General features: G+C 51.4%; 17 protein-coding genes and 1 pseudogene. 10 read left to right on the forward strand and 8 right to left on the reverse strand.

The features are described 5' to 3' along the window. Nucleotides 1-18: 18 nt before the first annotated feature. Nucleotides 19-1,485, reverse strand: a complete 1,467-nt coding sequence (gene merA, locus LIW51_RS17370) for a mercury(II) reductase (protein WP_227377727.1) — start codon at nt 1,483-1,485, stop codon at nt 19-21. A gap of 100 nt (nt 1,486-1,585) precedes the next feature. Here merA and LIW51_RS17375 point away from each other — a divergent pair, with 100 nt between their 5' ends. The 3 genes and pseudogenes from LIW51_RS17375 to LIW51_RS39205 form a co-directional block, all read left to right on the forward strand. Then, on the forward strand, nt 1,586-1,936 hold the full coding sequence (locus tag LIW51_RS17375; RefSeq protein ID WP_227377728.1) for an ArsR/SmtB family transcription factor: 351 nt from the start codon (nt 1,586-1,588) through the stop codon (nt 1,934-1,936). Between the two features lie 267 nt (nt 1,937-2,203). Continuing rightward, the gene (locus LIW51_RS17380) at nt 2,204-2,479 is read left to right on the forward strand and encodes a hypothetical protein (RefSeq protein WP_227377729.1); all 276 of its coding nucleotides are present in this window, start codon (nt 2,204-2,206) and stop codon (nt 2,477-2,479) included. A gap of 810 nt (nt 2,480-3,289) precedes the next feature. After that, nucleotides 3,290-3,547 (forward strand): annotated as a pseudogene (locus LIW51_RS39205) (hypothetical protein); the annotation flags it as partial. A 99-nt stretch (nt 3,548-3,646) separates the two neighbouring features. Here LIW51_RS39205 and LIW51_RS17385 read toward each other — a convergent pair. Next, nucleotides 3,647-3,940: a dockerin type I repeat-containing protein gene (locus LIW51_RS17385; RefSeq protein WP_227377730.1), complete on the reverse strand. Its 294-nt coding sequence runs from the start codon at nt 3,938-3,940 to the stop codon at nt 3,647-3,649. A gap of 469 nt (nt 3,941-4,409) precedes the next feature. On the opposite strand from LIW51_RS17385, the gene LIW51_RS17390 reads away from it, so the two are divergent. Then, the gene (locus LIW51_RS17390) at nt 4,410-5,222 is read left to right on the forward strand and encodes a DMT family transporter (protein ID WP_227377731.1); all 813 of its coding nucleotides are present in this window, start codon (nt 4,410-4,412) and stop codon (nt 5,220-5,222) included. 282 nt (nt 5,223-5,504) lie between these two features. Further along, entirely contained in the window at nt 5,505-5,915 is a 411-nt protein-coding gene (locus LIW51_RS17395) for a winged helix-turn-helix domain-containing protein (RefSeq protein ID WP_227377732.1), read from the forward strand. A gap of 107 nt (nt 5,916-6,022) precedes the next feature. Here the strand turns inward: LIW51_RS17395 and cmk are convergent, their stop codons facing one another. Together cmk and LIW51_RS17405 are read right to left on the reverse strand one after the other, a co-directional pair. Continuing rightward, entirely contained in the window at nt 6,023-6,580 is a 558-nt protein-coding gene (gene cmk, locus LIW51_RS17400) for a (d)CMP kinase (protein WP_227378261.1), read from the reverse strand. Between the two features lie 176 nt (nt 6,581-6,756). After that, nucleotides 6,757-7,452: an HAD family hydrolase gene (locus LIW51_RS17405; RefSeq protein WP_227377733.1), complete on the reverse strand. Its 696-nt coding sequence runs from the start codon at nt 7,450-7,452 to the stop codon at nt 6,757-6,759. A 264-nt stretch (nt 7,453-7,716) separates the two neighbouring features. On the opposite strand from LIW51_RS17405, the gene LIW51_RS17410 reads away from it, so the two are divergent. After that, complete coding sequence (locus LIW51_RS17410; protein WP_227377734.1) at nt 7,717-8,394, forward strand: hypothetical protein; 678 nt, start codon at nt 7,717-7,719, stop codon at nt 8,392-8,394. A 96-nt stretch (nt 8,395-8,490) separates the two neighbouring features. Here the strand turns inward: LIW51_RS17410 and LIW51_RS17415 are convergent, their stop codons facing one another. Genes LIW51_RS17415 through LIW51_RS17425 form a run of 3 tightly spaced genes read right to left on the reverse strand, consistent with a single transcriptional unit; the run spans nt 8,491 to nt 9,621 of the window. After that, nucleotides 8,491-8,772 (reverse strand): hypothetical protein, encoded by a 282-nt coding sequence (locus LIW51_RS17415; protein WP_227377735.1) that lies wholly within the window; start codon nt 8,770-8,772, stop codon nt 8,491-8,493. Nucleotides 8,773-8,787: 15 nt separating this feature from the next. Next, entirely contained in the window at nt 8,788-9,072 is a 285-nt protein-coding gene (locus LIW51_RS17420; RefSeq protein ID WP_368411840.1) for a methyltransferase domain-containing protein, read from the reverse strand. 42 nt (nt 9,073-9,114) lie between these two features. Continuing rightward, nucleotides 9,115-9,621, reverse strand: coding sequence for a DUF1772 domain-containing protein (locus LIW51_RS17425; RefSeq protein WP_227377736.1), 507 nt, complete (start codon nt 9,619-9,621; stop codon nt 9,115-9,117). Between the two features lie 758 nt (nt 9,622-10,379). Between LIW51_RS17425 and LIW51_RS17430 the strand changes: the two genes are divergently transcribed. The 4 genes from LIW51_RS17430 (at nt 10,380) to LIW51_RS17445 (ending at nt 13,821) form a co-directional block, all read left to right on the forward strand. Continuing rightward, the gene (locus LIW51_RS17430) at nt 10,380-11,210 is read left to right on the forward strand and encodes a plastocyanin/azurin family copper-binding protein (protein ID WP_227377737.1); all 831 of its coding nucleotides are present in this window, start codon (nt 10,380-10,382) and stop codon (nt 11,208-11,210) included. Nucleotides 11,211-11,409: 199 nt separating this feature from the next. Further along, entirely contained in the window at nt 11,410-12,201 is a 792-nt protein-coding gene (locus LIW51_RS17435; protein WP_368411821.1) for an alpha/beta fold hydrolase, read from the forward strand. Between the two features lie 137 nt (nt 12,202-12,338). After that, nucleotides 12,339-12,905, forward strand: a complete 567-nt coding sequence (locus LIW51_RS17440) for a cysteine hydrolase family protein (RefSeq protein ID WP_227377739.1) — start codon at nt 12,339-12,341, stop codon at nt 12,903-12,905. 256 nt (nt 12,906-13,161) lie between these two features. Next, a complete protein-coding gene (locus LIW51_RS17445) occupies nt 13,162-13,821 on the forward strand; it encodes a DJ-1/PfpI family protein (RefSeq protein WP_227377740.1) in 660 nt (219 codons plus the stop codon). Nucleotides 13,822-14,005: 184 nt separating this feature from the next. On the opposite strand, the gene LIW51_RS17450 is transcribed toward LIW51_RS17445, so the two are convergent. Continuing rightward, nucleotides 14,006-14,260 (reverse strand): hypothetical protein, encoded by a 255-nt coding sequence (locus LIW51_RS17450; protein ID WP_227377741.1) that lies wholly within the window; start codon nt 14,258-14,260, stop codon nt 14,006-14,008. Nucleotides 14,261-14,527 lie beyond the last annotated feature (267 nt).

The following is a 14,527-nucleotide window of genomic DNA, read 5'->3' on the forward strand; positions in this document are numbered from 1 at the left end:
ACCATCTTTTCCTGGTGGTCACTCAACGCAGCAACTCATCGTCGAGACATCACGCCGGAATGCCTGGCAAGCGTGTTTGAATGCTTCACTGAACGTCGGGAAGGGGTGGATTGTGTCGATGATATCGTCGACGGTCAGCCCGAATTTGACGGCGAGCGTCGCTTCGGGGATCATATCAGCCGCCCGTGGCGTGATCATGTGGACGCCGACGATTTTGTCGGTTTCGTGGTGCTTGACCACTTGGAGCAGGCCCCGAGTGTCCTCAACGGCCTTCGCTTTCGGCACGTCTTCCATATCGACCGTCCGGCAGGTACAGGTTCCGTGTTCGGCCATGTATTCGAGCTCGGTCGTCCCGACGGCGGCGACCTCAGGACTCGTGAAGACAACCTTCGGTACCGTGTTGTAGTCAATCGTCTTCCCTTCGTTCTCGAATGCGTTTTTCACCGCGTGGTTACCCTCTTTCGCTGCCACGGTTTCAAGCATCGGCTCGCCGATGATATCGCCCGCCGCATAGACATCAGGGTTCGCCGTCTGGAAGTGCTCGTCAACGACGACGGCCCCTGCTTCGTCGATTTCGACGCCGATCGCATCAAGGCCGATATCCTCGCTGTTCGGGCGGACGCCGGTGGCGACGAACAGGTCGGTCGCGGTAAAGTCCTGGTGTTCACTGTCGACGTCGGCAGTGACGACGACACCGTGTTCGACGGCTTGTGTCCCACCGTCCGCTGCGACGGTAGCTGTGGATTCGATGTACCTAATATCGACGCCAGTAACAACCTCGATACCTTCGGCTTCGAAGCAGCGCTGGAGCTCACGCCCGAGCTGGCCCTCCATCGTCGAAAGAACGTGCTCGGAGCGCTGGAGGATCGTGACGTCCGTCCCCATGTGATGGAGAATCTGGCTCCACTCGAGACCGATATAGCCACCACCGATCATGATGATACTCTTAGGGAGATTACGTCGCTCAAGAATCGTCTCACTCGTCTCGTAGGCGACATCCTCGATTCCGTCGAAAGGTGCGATCCAGGGCGAACTCCCCGTGGCGATGAGCGCCTTCTCGCCCGTGATGGTGGTACCCTCGGCGTCTCCGTCGACGATTTCGATCGTCGTACTGTCGGTGAATCGGCCGGAGCCCTCGTAGATGTCCGTCTCGAAGTAGTCGGCAACGTCGACGTAGTTCTGCTCGCGCAACTGTGCGACGAGCCGATCCTTCTCGTCGAGGGCGTTGGCCCAGTCGGTCGTCGACTCGTTCTCGCCGTACTGCACCGCATCAAATGGGTTTAGAGGCGGTTCAAACGCCGTCTTCCCAACTTCAAGGAGGTGCTTACTCGGCACGCACCCAACGTTCACGCAGGTTCCGCCAAGCGGCAATCCACTGTTCACGAGGGCAGTTGAGAGCTTGCGTCGACTGGCTTCGGTTATCGCGGCGAACGCGGCGGCCCCACCACCTAGAATGACGAGATCGTATTCACGATCAGAACTCATTTCAACGTTTGTTTTGATATCGATGGTTAAAGTGATGCCGAATTTCGCCAACTACGTCTCTCCGTAACACCTATACTACTATACATCAATACAGGTTATAATGAGTATCTCACTCTTCCAATCAACTGATGACGTCAATGAAGCCCGAGCAACCATCTTCCGCGCACTGGGAGACGAGACGCGGCTTCGCATCTATCAGACAATTATCGAAGCCGACGACCCACTGAACGTCACTGAGATCTGTGAGCGCACTGATCTCTCGGCGAACCTCGTCTCGCATCACCTCCAGTGTTTGAAGAATTGCCAGCTCGTCACGGTTGAACGCGATGGCCGCCAGCGATTCTACGAAATCGCTCGATCCGAAGGGACTCAGCTGCTCGAACTCGCTGATGAGTGCATCCGGCAGAATATCGAGAGCGTACTCGGCTGTGAAATCGTCAGAGAGGACTGAGCGATGAAAGAACTATCCCGTTCACTAGCCAAGCTTGACGGATCACTCTCGCAGCTCGAAGCGTTCTTTGCGGACACAGCCGGAACTCCACGATTTATCGCTCTTCTTTCTCCGACATGCCCAGGCTGTATCAATGGTGCTGACGCAGTGCGAGAAGCAATACTCGAAGAGCAAGACACAGAATTGGCCGTCGCGATCATTTGAATCCCGATGCTCGACGGGGATACACCAGACGAAATTGAGCAGACATCGCGACGGTTCGCCGATATGACATCACACAATTACATCACACAATTTGTCGATACAGACCGAATCGCAGATGCGCACATCGCGAAGGCATTAGGTGCGACGAACGGAATTGCCTGGGATATTTATCTCTTCTACGACTCAGACGAGCAGTGGGAGAACGGTGCTGCAACACCACATGACTGGGTTCACCAGTTACGCCCCTGTTCCTGGGCACCAGTTGAGCGTCTTCGATGCGGCGATGACCTCAAAGCTGCTCTCCGACAGCAAGCGCATCGAATGATAGAGAATCAATAAGTTCAGATGGGAATTCCGGGGTTATAGCGTTAGAATACAAACCCCTCGGGGTCTATCGCAGTGGAACGCGATGAACTTCCTCTTAAGCGGAAGTGGACACCGCCCGGTACCCCCGAATGGATCTCTGCGCACTGGGTTGGAAACATTTCCAGTGCTTTCGTAGGTTAGTATGCTGTACTAACTCAGATATCCCCGAGATTCATGGTACTCCAGCACACACCGCCAACCGTGGGGAGGCCGCAGCTCGGTCATCGAACTCATACTGCACCCAATTTCACCTCTCCCCCTCCCCACGACCCGACTGCTAACGCTGTTGCTCACGAGAAGTATCGTCACAATTTTGACTTTCTTATACAGGAGACGAGAACCATCGATTCTATTTGCCGCTTCCCAAATAACCATGTTACATTATATCATACTCTTTACTATCGGGTATCAGTGAGAACAATGGACTGTGCCACTGACGCCCGATGAACGTGGGCTACGACGGAGCAACACCTACCTCTATCACCCACGTTTCAAAGAAAGCCATTTAGTCAAAACTATATTATTTGCACGCTTATGTAACCAGAGTCATTAAGTCATTATCGTTCATGTTAGTAGTTGTTGTGCGGTAGGCGAAGACAATAGGTGGGAGGAGCGAACGCCATCATCGCATGACAAACACTAGCTGTCGCTCCATCGTCACGGCGGTTATGGTGGTAAACAGAGAAACGTGTCCTCCATCGTGTCTCGACACACGTTTCTCGATCAACCACCATTCTGACGCTGTCGTCACAAGGGTATCGCGTACCACTGTCCCCTAGAAAGGAGACAGATAATGAGGACTATCGACGGGTATCTACGCACGACTTGCGCCGCTGCTGGGTGAACCACCTACTTGTTGAGAAGAACGTGTCACCACGGATTGTCATGGCGCTCGGTGGCTGGTTGAGCTATGACGCGATTGAGCCGTATCTCGCTGCACTCACAGAAGCGAATATCATTGAATCGATGAGCGCCGTTGAGTTGTGGTTGGCCAATCAAGGGCCGAGAATCACTACTCCTGAATTTCATAAGCGGAAGTAGAAGCGCCCCGGGAGATGCGTGAGAAAATATGCGTGACTGCTTCTCATTAGGCTCTCGGTGATAGTCTATCGGTGCGTCGGGGCTTGATTCCGAGGCAGTTCACCGATGCATTCTATTGTAGGCCGCAATATCCGCCTGCGTCAGCTCACCATCGCCGTTGAAGTCCAGCGCAGCGACTTGCGCGTCAGTCAATGTAATTTCGCCCCGCCGATAGACGTTCACGAGCTGCGCCAGTCGAGAGACATCCTGCCCATCAATATTGCCGTCGCCATTCAGATCCTCGAACAAGCCATCTCCATCATGCTCCACTGGCGGAAGTTGCATCCCATTCGGCAGTGTGATCGGTTCGACGAACGGACTTATCTCCAGGATGGATACGTACGCCGATCCCAAACCACCCCTGTTGGTGTTATTCCATTGTGCGCCAATGACCGCGGCGAAACCGTTTTAGCTGAAGAATTGATAGCGTAAATAATCGTTATAAATGTAAATTACTAAATGTTTTCCCAACGAATTCCTTGGTATCATCCTATCTGGGCTGCTCGAAGTGACTCTGGTGGAACTCGCGCGACTAGCGTGTCAGTAGGTAGGAAATCTGGCTTGATGGCGGATCAACGTGGTTCAGTTGTAAACAGGCTGCTACCGCCGCTCGCTCATGTGGGTGTTTTGCGTCATCACGACCACAAAGAGCAAATAATGATCGGAGCCATCCGTCAAATGGAGCAGCTTTTCAGTGAGGCGAATCAATCGAAAACAAGTGAAAATTCTAAACCGACACTTCGGATTGTTTACAATCACCGCCGTCCTTTTTGGAGGGACATTCGTCGCTGCTAGAGCCGGTCTATAATTCTTTCCACCGCTATTGTTCGTCGCACTCCGGTTCGATCTTGCAGCCCTCGTTCTTCTCCCATACGTGATTCTCACACAGGATGACTGGCGGCCTCGTACATGGCACGATTTTATCGGGATTTTCGTGACGGGAGTCATGGCACTTGGTGGGAGCAACGCGTTGCTTTTCATCGGTCAACAATTTACCACAAGCGCTGTTGCGGCTATCATCTACAGTTTCGCTCCGATTCTTACACCTATCTTTGCGCTCATCCTCCTATCAGATGAACGCCTCTCCATTCGGGGTGCCGTCGGTCTTTTTGTCGGACTGCTCGGTGTCGGCATCGTCGTTGCTCCGTCACCAACAGCACTTCTCTTGAACCAGAACACTGGCCAAGTGATCTTGCTGTGTGGCGCGATCAATGTCTCACTTGGGAGCGTGCTCATTCAACGCGTGGATGCCCCACTGCCGAGTACGACCGAAACTGCATGGGGATTACCGCTAGGAGCAGCTGTACTTCACCTGACAAGCATTCTAACCGGCGAGTCGATCAAAACGGTCGAATGGTCGCCAACTGCGTTATTGACACTCATCTATGTCGGCATTTTCGCCGGGGCAGTAGCATATACCGCCTACTTTGCGCTCCTTTCTGAAACAGGAGCGATTCAAACGAATTTGATCAACTATGCAATCCCGATCGTCACGACGTTCTTTGGCTGGCTATTGCTTGGAGAATCAATTACGCTCACGACGTACGCTGGTTTTCTCATCATATTTGCTGGCTTTGGCTTGATTAAGTACCGAGCGATCAGATCGATTTTTTCTTCTAGTCGGCAATTGAGCTAACCAGTGCTGGTTTGATTCACACAGGTACGTCCATCCCTCAATGATGAAATCGAAAAGACGTTAATGATGACTCATCCAACCCATTCGCTGAAACGTCGAATCAGGGCGATAGCTCTTCATAGAGATACATCCATGGACGATTCGAATCGGAATTCAATGTCTGCACCTGCCATATCAACTACTCGCAGGCGGGACGAACATATTGTTCCCGTGAACAATCTTTCTATTGTAATACTGATAATTCCCCAAAAGTATGTCACACCATCTCTTGGACAGGTAGTTATGTATCCCACAAAGCACGCCTCTGAGGCTCCTAGTGATGGTGTTCGTGAGACTGCCGTCGATGCACTCAGCACGCTCGCAAGCGAACATCGCATTGCAATCCTGCGTGCACTAGCGACGGCCGAGAAACCACTCACGTTCTCGGAACTGCGTGAGCGGGTCGGCATCCACGATACTGGCCGCTTCAACTATCATCTCTCAAAGCTTCGAGAGCGGTTTGTCCGTGAGACCGACGATGGCTATGATCTTGGGCATGCTGGTGAACGTGTCATCCTTGCCGCTGCTGATGTTGATCCTGAGAGTGCTCGGGCACTTGCCGAAGCAACTGAAGGAACAGAGAATGATGTGTGTCCCGTCTGCAACGAGAAGGAGTGTAACCGACTTCTCTACATTCATCTTGTCGGCCGATAGTTGATATTCGTCTCTTATTGGCTTCACAGGAGCAGCTGGGTAAGGTAAATCCCCGCCGATCTGAGAGTCAATAATTACTCTGCTCTATTCTGGACCAGCCTCCGGATTTAGCTCACACTCGATGCACTGCGACGCTGAACATCGTTGATTGCTGCTTTGACTGTCTGAAACATTCCCTCTTCAGACAACGTCCCAGTATCTATCACAAGGTCATAGATCGACAAATCAGCGATATCGATATCATAGTAGTCCTGATAGCGCTGGGCATCACTCATCTCACGTTCTCGCAGCTCTATGGGCGTCTCTGCTCTCTCATCAAGTCTCTGTGCCCGCTCCTCAACTGGCGCATCCAACCACACGGAAAGATCTGCTTGGCCATTTGCATGCCATCCCGCAAGTCGAGATTCAACGATCAAGCCGGTATCACCCGATTCTCGTTTTCCTTCGAGATGTGCGTTGATTTCTGCTTCGAGTCGGTCATCAATTTCTCGGTCAATGCGAGGATCGTCTTCAGCCACAGTAGCGAATTCAGCAATCGTCATCCCCTGGTCTTCGGCCATATTTCGAAAGATATCCCCACCATTCATCACTGTGAACCCACAGTCATCAGCGAGCATTTTAGCAAGCGTTGACGTGCCAGAGGCTGGTGGTCCGGAAAGTGTGATGAGAAGCTACTGTCCCATGTCGTTGATGTGCTATTCTCAAAGTTATCTTTTTGGGTGCAATTAGTCTGGCAGCATTGCAGACAGCATTGAATCAATCGATCTCGAAGAGAGGCACTTCTATGGATAATTTCACAACCGTGACCAGACACTCTGAACGGTAGAGTGAGCTAAGCGGTTTACCGGGTACTTGATCGTGGCTCCTCTATCCAGGGGAGGGAAAGAAGATCAGCAATCGACTTGATTTGATGAGTCGGCGTATAGTCCTTGTCGCCATCACGATCAGAAATCCAGATAGAGTCAAGCCCGGCAGCAGTTGCCCCAGCAATATCCGTTTCGAGTGAATCACCGACGTGTACTGTGGTCTCGGATGTTGCATTGAGCGACTGCATCGCTCGTTCAAACGGTTCTGTATCGGGTTTCGGCGGGACATCGTGACCCGCAATAACAATTGTATCAATCCACCGTTCAAGGTTCACAGCGGTGATTTTCTGTTGTTGTGCATCCGGTGCTCCGTTCGTCACGATAGCAAGTCGGTACTCTCGGCTGAGTTCGTTCAAGACGCGAGTGACAGATGGGAGTAACTTGACGTTTGTCTGATCGCGCTCATCACTGAATATCTGCGCAATGTCCCGTCCACGTTGTCGTTCGTACCCGTTTGCAGCAGCAAGCACTGCGAAGCATTCAGAACGAAGTTCATCCATCGAATCACATTTCTCTGCAAACTCATCGTACCGGGCATAGTATTCTTCAACCGAGAAAATTGGTTCACGTCCCACGATTTTGAAGGACGCCTGTAGCACCTCACCAGGAGATCTCTCATACTCCACTAACGTATCATCGAGATCAAACAGGATTGCCTCGGTCTGTTCCATAGCGGTATTTACCTGACGATTATATTAGAACTCTCCGGATTCATATCAGAAAATTATTCTATTCAGAATCCTGAATTGGACATTGTCCAAAATCGATAAGCGGAAGTGGCGATTCCCCGGTACCTCTGTCTCAATCTACGTGGTGTGTGTGAGATGCATTTCTTGACATATATAATATTCGGGGGAAATTTATAAGCATCCATAATATGCAAAATATGTACATAGAAGAGCCGAAAAATGCTCTTCTTGGGGACGACAATGAGCATGCCACGCCCAAATGTACCCGATCGACTCATCGAAGAAGTTGAATCGCTCCACGAAAACCGGCAATCATACGAGGCCGGAAGTTTCCAAGAAGCTCTTGCCACCGTCATTGAGATGGCGACGCCCAAACTCGTTGAGGAAGTTGGCCTCCTCGTCGGTAAGTCGTATCCAGATGATTCGGGCCGGAACATTGTTCGCCTTCACCGAGATACGTTCCAACAACTAGACGTTCCTCCTGGCCGCCCTGTTGAAATCACTGGTAAGCAGACGACGATAGCCACTGCAGAAGAGATGAAGAAAGCAGATCCCAATCCGGCAACGATTCGAATGGATGGATTCGTCCGCGAAAATGTAGGTGTGGATGTGGACGAGAGTGCCCGTGTCCAGCGAGCATCAGGAATCCCCGACGCAGACACAGTCACTTTCGAACGAACCGCCTCTAACGCGGTCACATTCGACCTTCCAGATACAGGGCTTGAGGACTTGGGAACTGACGCCACGGAAGTGATTCACAGACAAGTCAGGAATCGCTATCTCTCGAGGAGAGATATTGTTCCCATCATGCCAGATGATGAGAGCGCTAATCGGGCCGTCGTTCTCACTGTCACTGAAACTAACCCTGAAGCCCACGTTTACATCAATGATTCAACCGAGATCGCCCTTACCGAATCAGAATAACCCCGCAATAGGTAAGTACACGCTCTATTGTCTGTATATCCTCGGTGAATTGTAAAATTGTGGTGCGTACTTAGCATGCTTACAGATGAATTAGAGCTATTTCACAGCGTGGAAGATCGTTGGGCCATCACCGTCGATGACTTCGACTTCGTTGAATCCAGCACTGACGAAGGTATCTTTGAGGTTGTTCGGGTCGTGGAATCGGCCGTCAAATACCGTGCCCATCTTTGCTTCCGTTTCTTGGATCTTATCGCGGATAATGAAGAGATACGTGGTCGTATAGTGCCCCTCGGATGAGGTGAGTGCGCTGATAGAATGACGCTCAACAGCATATCGTTCAGATTCGGCAGTTTGAACGTCTTTAGTTCCGTTATCCATGTCATCACACAGAGGTTAGAAGAAGGTCACGAATGCACCTTCCTCTCGGAGACTCTCGTGGGTATTCTCGGCAACTGATTCGAGACTGTGGTCGTCGGTAAGATGAAGAAGTCCCCCCATGAGAATGGCAATATCGAATACTCGACCTTCATCAGCAGCAGACCACTCCGTAAAGTTCGCCCTGAGGACGTCTGCATGCGTGATTTTTTTCTTTGCTACCATGAGCATCTGTTCGTTCGCGTCAACTCCCAGTATTTTATATCGCGAGAATGTCTTGACAAAAATGCCACCGTATTCGATATCTCCTGTTCACGCTAGGTTCTAATCATCATCTACGTTTATCTACTGTTGAGCGAGAATTTTGTACTTATAGAATCTCGACAATCCAATAAACGCTAGCGCGGATGTGGCGATATTCGTTCCAAGTCGAATCCAATGTCCGGTCTGGAACTCCCATGCGGTCTGTTTTAATACTACAACTGAATGTACTGCTACTCCTTCCTCAAACATAATGGTATTTCGTGGCCAAAAGAAGAACACCGATAATAAGAATTCACCCACGATAAGGAGAGCTACACTAGCTACAAGCCAGTAGCGAACGCTCTCCACTCGCCAGTTTAGGAGTACCGCAGCTATTCCAGTAACCACTGCAAGCATTCCCACTGGTGGGAAAAAGTCGCTTGGACCGCTCACGACCATGAAATTCATACTTGTCTGAAATGAATCCGGAACATTATGGAAGATGTTCGGATACACAACGAATGTCTCGAACACAATCGCTCCGAGTAGGATCATTACTGCCCACAAATAGATGAGGCTGAATGCGAAACCAAGTTTCTCTCTGTTCATTATGGGTCTCACGAGTACACAGACGGAGAGAATATCGATAAGAGCGGAAGCACAACCGCTGAACCAGCAGTTTTGCATAAGATATTTATACACCTAATTCGGTAGTGAGAGGACGCTAGTAGGCTTCAGCCGTTTATCGCGTTGATCCTACCCTTGTTTGAGCTATCGTTTCAGAGATCGTATCCGGGTAGTCACGAAGAAGATAAAGTGTGAATGAGTTTCGTCTGAGAAACATCGGAAGTCTAGTGCTCTAAGCCAGTTCGACCTTGTTTTCCCCACCTCCCGGGAATGCCGGCGTAATCGATGCGCAAATCGTTAGAGCGGTCTTCTTAACCAACAACGGTAGTAGTTAGCCCGCCAGCGTTGGTTAAGATTCTTACCAGTTTTCGATCCTCACGTACCGGTGATGGATCAGCATCGGCGAGGATCAGTTACCTCACTAAATTATTCTGCATACGGCCCCAACTGAGAGAGATACTTATACTTAAACTCGAACTCTCATGAGAGCTCGATGTCCCGATGGACGATGTGGAGAAGAACGCCCGTTTCTATCCGGCGGTAATCAAACATGGTTTGGAAAATGTGACAACTGAGCATGTTTATAGCGAAATAGGGGAGTGATTTTTGACGCAGAAGCAACCACGTTCGATCTAGGTCATGAACAGGGATTTATAATTGATCAATCCATTCTCGGTGTTTGAGAATAAGGAGTCGGTATTTTTTGCCACCAAGGTGTTACTCTAAAATGGAGTTCAGTCATGAACCACGATCCCGACCGCCGAACGTTGCTCACAGTAACCGGCGCAACCCTCGCCAGTGCCTCGCTCGCCGGCTGTCTCTCATCGGCAGCTCCCGGCAGTTCCAACAACAAAACATCAACCAAGAATGCCAATACCAATCCCGATGTAACCGTCAAGGTTGGCCCAGGAGGGAATTTAATATTTGAACCGTCCGAACTCGAAGTTCGGCCAGGGACTACCGTCCAATGGGTCTGGGAGTCTGACACCCACAACGTTGTCGTGGAAAGCCAGCCGACAGACGCTAGCTGGGACGGATCGCCCGGCCCGAAAACCAAAGTTTACGATACTGGTTATAGCCTCACGCACACCTTCGATGTCCTTGGGACATACGAATACTACTGTAAACCCCACCTGGCTGCGGGAATGACCGGGACAGTCGCCGTAACGAAGTCACCAAGTGAAACCACCACGTCAGAGTCAGAACCGCCCACTGACTCAGAAGAGGAAGAAGATACACTGCTGAACGAACCTCAAACAATCAGGGATCTAACTGGGCAAAGTGAGATAACGGTCGCTGTTGGCCCAGATGGCACGCTCCAATTCGATCCGGCAGGGGCTCGAATCTCCTGTGGGACGACTATCAAGTGGGCATGGAAATCGAATACCCATAACGTCGTCCCCGAGAGTCAGCCTGATGAAGCCAATTGGAATGGGACGCCGAGCGCGCCGAGCAAGACGTTCGATTCGGGATATAGCTATACGCACACCTTCGAGACGGTCGGCGAGTACGAGTACTACTGCCAGCCACACAAATCCGCCGGAATGGTCGGAAAATTGATTGTTGAGTAATCTACCGGTTTCTCTCTTTCCTGCCCCGCTGATGTAAGCGCTCTCCGCAGATTATCGACTACAAACGTGAGATACGAGTCACGCCCATTCGCCCACGAGTCATGGCCTGTTCGATTGGTAACGACCGGTTCAATCTCGTCCCGTTGCTGCCAGAATCCCATCGTCATTGATTTGTCTGATGTCTTTGATCTGTTTTCATATGAATCTCCCTGCTAGTTGGATGACGGATACTGTCGACGCGAATGGGATTGAGTTACAGTACTACCGAACTGGCGATGGACCGCCGCTGGTCATGGCCCACGGGTTCTCTGATAATGGACGGTGCTGGACACCATTGGCCGCAGACCTTGCAGATGACTACGATCTTGTGATGTACGATGCACGCGGGCACGGACATTCTGATGCCCCCGAAACGGATTACGCTATTGAGGATCGAGTTGCCGATCTCGTCGGACTCATGGATGCACTCTCCCTCGTTGATCCGATTCTTCTGGGACACTCAATGGGTGGGTCAACCGTGGCGTGGACGGCCGCACTGCATCCAGATCTCCCGCGTGCGCTTGTTCTTGAAGATCCCGCTGGAATGTATGGTGATCCGGAGACGGGTCCCGATGAGCGAGCACGGATGGTTCGCGAGAACGTGCAGGACTTAGCGACCCAATCAGTCGAAGAGCTTGCATCTGAATATAGCGATCGCGATCCAGAGTTGGCCCGCCGTCTCGCAGTCGCAGATACCGAGTGCCGTCCACAGATCGCTGAAATCGCACGCGAGGGATATCCTGAGTTGGGAGACGCGTTTGCAGAGATTACGTGCCCGACGCTTGTGCTGAAGGCTGACGCAGACCCACAAACTCGGGCAACCGACCTCGACATCGCCGATGCATTAGACAGTGGGCGCTTGGTTCACGTTCCTGGAGCCGGCCATTGTATCTTCCGTGATCAATACGACGCAGCCTATGCAGAGTTACGCACGTTCCTCAAAGATGTATGATTTCCCCGAGAGAAAGGAGGGATGATCCGAAACACAACCGTTCCCGTTTGTCCGACAGGTGATATCATCGACCATCACCGCTATACGGTCACACAAGAGCAATATCAAACAGCGACTCAATCAGCCGAGGAAACTCAATGATCGAAATTTCCAGTACCACTGCCTTGCTTATCATTGACGTTCAGCAGGGCTTTGAGAATCCCGTCTGGGGCGACCGAAATAATCCCAACGCTGAAACTCAGATTCAGCAGTTGCTTGAGACCTGGCGCGAAACAGAGCAACCAATTATTCACGTTCAACATATGTCCCAGGAAGCCGAGTCTCCGCTTCGTCCGAACCATCCGGGTAATGAATTCAAGCCGGAAACCGCACCCGAGGCTGATGAGCCGGTCTTCCAGAAGAACGTGAATAGCGCATTCATCGGGACAAACTTAGAAACATACCTTCGTGAGCGGGAGATTGAATCGCTTGTCATCACCGGTCTGACCACGAATCACTGTGTTTCAACGACAACACGGATGGCTGAAAATCTTGGATTTAAGCCGATTGTGGTCACTGACGCTACAGCCGCATTTGATCAGCAAGGGGCTGATGGGCAAAAATATGGTGCCGCGACAATCCATGAGGTTGCATTAGCGAATCTCCGTGAGGAGTTTGCCATGACTGCGACAACCGATGAACTTCAATCTCATGTGAATAATTAGAAATATACTCTTTATCGCTTGGCTTGTCAGGTAGTATCCTGTGCTAACAGACGAGGATAGATTGTTGTACCGGCGCTCGGTCGCCACCTATTTTCCATCTCACTCATCCTTTAACGGCGAAAGAGATAGCCGAGGGCCACGACGAGGGTGGCGAGCATCTATTGCGTATTCAAGAGATTCTGAGATCAGACTATATAACGGACTCCGATTTGCCACAAGGATTAATCGCTTTATCGGTACGCCGTGAATATCATCTATGCGTATCGCTATCGTCATCTTTGACGGATTCGACAACCTGGATGCGATCGGGCCGTTCGAGGTCTTCAACCACGCTCGTACCTTCGGTGCCGAAGTAGAGGTCGGCCTGTACACGCTCGCCCCACAGGAGGTCGTCACGTCAAGCCATGGGTTGAAAGTCGAACCCGATGGCGTTTTAGTGAGTAAAACGAGTGAGAACTCGTCGCAAACGGAGGGAAGTCCCGATGTACTCTCTGGTGTCCCGGATCTCGTGGTCGTGCCCGGTGGTGGCTGGGGGAACCGGGCCGAGGAGGGCACTTGGGGCGAAGCTAAGCGGGGTGACCTCCCTGAAGCGCTGACACGCCTCCACGATGGCGGTGCGACGGTCGCCAGTGTGTGTACGGGCGGGATGATTCTCGCACAGGCGGGGCTCACGGACGGCAGACCCGCTGTGACGCACCATGACGCGCTCGCAGATCTCCGCGACTCGGGCGCCGAAGTAGTTGAGGCACGTGTTATTGACGACGGCGACCTCGTAACGGCGGGCGGCGTCACGTCAGGCATCGATCTTGCGCTCCATCTCGTTGAGCGAGAGTTCGGACAGGACATAGCAACGCGTGTGGCAACCGAGATGGAGTACGAGTCTCACGGCGAGGTATATCAGAGCGAGGTCGGGTGAATTGATACTAGATTCCATACTGTGCTCATCCCATCCAATTCCATGCATTCAGCACGTAAGTTTTGAGGTATATCTCAGAGCGTTCGCTCGCCTGGTAAAGTTTCGTCTATAATCGTTGACACCCAATAAAAGAACTGTGCGAGGGAATTAAGCGCTCCCCAGTCGTTAGAGCGGCTTTCCTGTCTTAGTCGACGTTCGAACAGGTCTGCTCTTGGTTGTCACCGGAGTTGAGCACGTTCGCGTTCGCGCCCACTCCAACACCAACGAAGCCACTGCCACTTCCGGATGCGCTGTCACCGGACTGCGTACATTCGTTCGACTGCGTGTCTCCACTGCTCGATCCATCAGCGGGTTTCTCTGCACTGTAATCGGATCCGCCAGCCAGCGCGGGCGTCGCAAAGGCACCGCTAAACACGGTGGCGACGACTGCCAGTGCCATCAAGATGTGTAGTGTCCGTTTCGTAGGTTCTCACGTCTTTCTCTCTTCTATGGGTGAGTCTTGCTTTCTCGCCCACCCACGTCCCAGCCACTATGGTGGCAGTAATAAACACGCATATCCGTTGATAATGTTTGCGTGGCCTCTGAAGAGTCCAATTTGACTTTACTGACTTCTTCCGAAATAAACTTCGAGTCCTGCTCAGCTTTCAAAATCAACGCTGCTAATTACAGCTCTCAAGAAAACAACCGTTTATTTGTTATTTTGGTG

The sequence above is a fragment of the Haladaptatus halobius genome, from assembly GCF_020618475.1.
Taxonomy (GTDB): domain Archaea; phylum Halobacteriota; class Halobacteria; order Halobacteriales; family Haladaptataceae; genus Haladaptatus; species Haladaptatus halobius.

Excerpts from the sequence above, each read along its gene's own strand:
- merA (WP_227377727.1), bottom strand. The coding sequence starts at position 1,485 with ATGAGTTCTGATCGTGAATACGATCTCGTCATTCTAGGTGGTGGGGCC.
- LIW51_RS17405 (WP_227377733.1), bottom strand. The coding sequence starts at position 7,452 with ATGGAACAGACCGAGGCAATCCTGTTTGATCTCGATGATACGTTAGTG.
- LIW51_RS17430 (WP_227377737.1), top strand. The coding sequence starts at position 10,380 with ATGAACCACGATCCCGACCGCCGAACGTTGCTCACAGTAACCGGCGCA.
- LIW51_RS17410 (WP_227377734.1), top strand. The coding sequence starts at position 7,717 with ATGCCACGCCCAAATGTACCCGATCGACTCATCGAAGAAGTTGAATCG.
- LIW51_RS17380 (WP_227377729.1), top strand. The coding sequence starts at position 2,204 with ATGACATCACACAATTACATCACACAATTTGTCGATACAGACCGAATC.
- LIW51_RS17415 (WP_227377735.1), bottom strand. The coding sequence starts at position 8,772 with ATGGATAACGGAACTAAAGACGTTCAAACTGCCGAATCTGAACGATAT.
- LIW51_RS17445 (WP_227377740.1), top strand. The coding sequence starts at position 13,162 with ATGCGTATCGCTATCGTCATCTTTGACGGATTCGACAACCTGGATGCG.
- LIW51_RS17425 (WP_227377736.1), bottom strand. The coding sequence starts at position 9,621 with ATGAACAGAGAGAAACTTGGTTTCGCATTCAGCCTCATCTATTTGTGG.
- LIW51_RS17450 (WP_227377741.1), bottom strand. The coding sequence starts at position 14,260 with ATGGCACTGGCAGTCGTCGCCACCGTGTTTAGCGGTGCCTTTGCGACG.
- LIW51_RS17440 (WP_227377739.1), top strand. The coding sequence starts at position 12,339 with ATGATCGAAATTTCCAGTACCACTGCCTTGCTTATCATTGACGTTCAG.
- LIW51_RS17375 (WP_227377728.1), top strand. The coding sequence starts at position 1,586 with ATGAGTATCTCACTCTTCCAATCAACTGATGACGTCAATGAAGCCCGA.
- LIW51_RS17395 (WP_227377732.1), top strand. The coding sequence starts at position 5,505 with ATGTATCCCACAAAGCACGCCTCTGAGGCTCCTAGTGATGGTGTTCGT.
- LIW51_RS17435 (WP_368411821.1), top strand. The coding sequence starts at position 11,410 with ATGAATCTCCCTGCTAGTTGGATGACGGATACTGTCGACGCGAATGGG.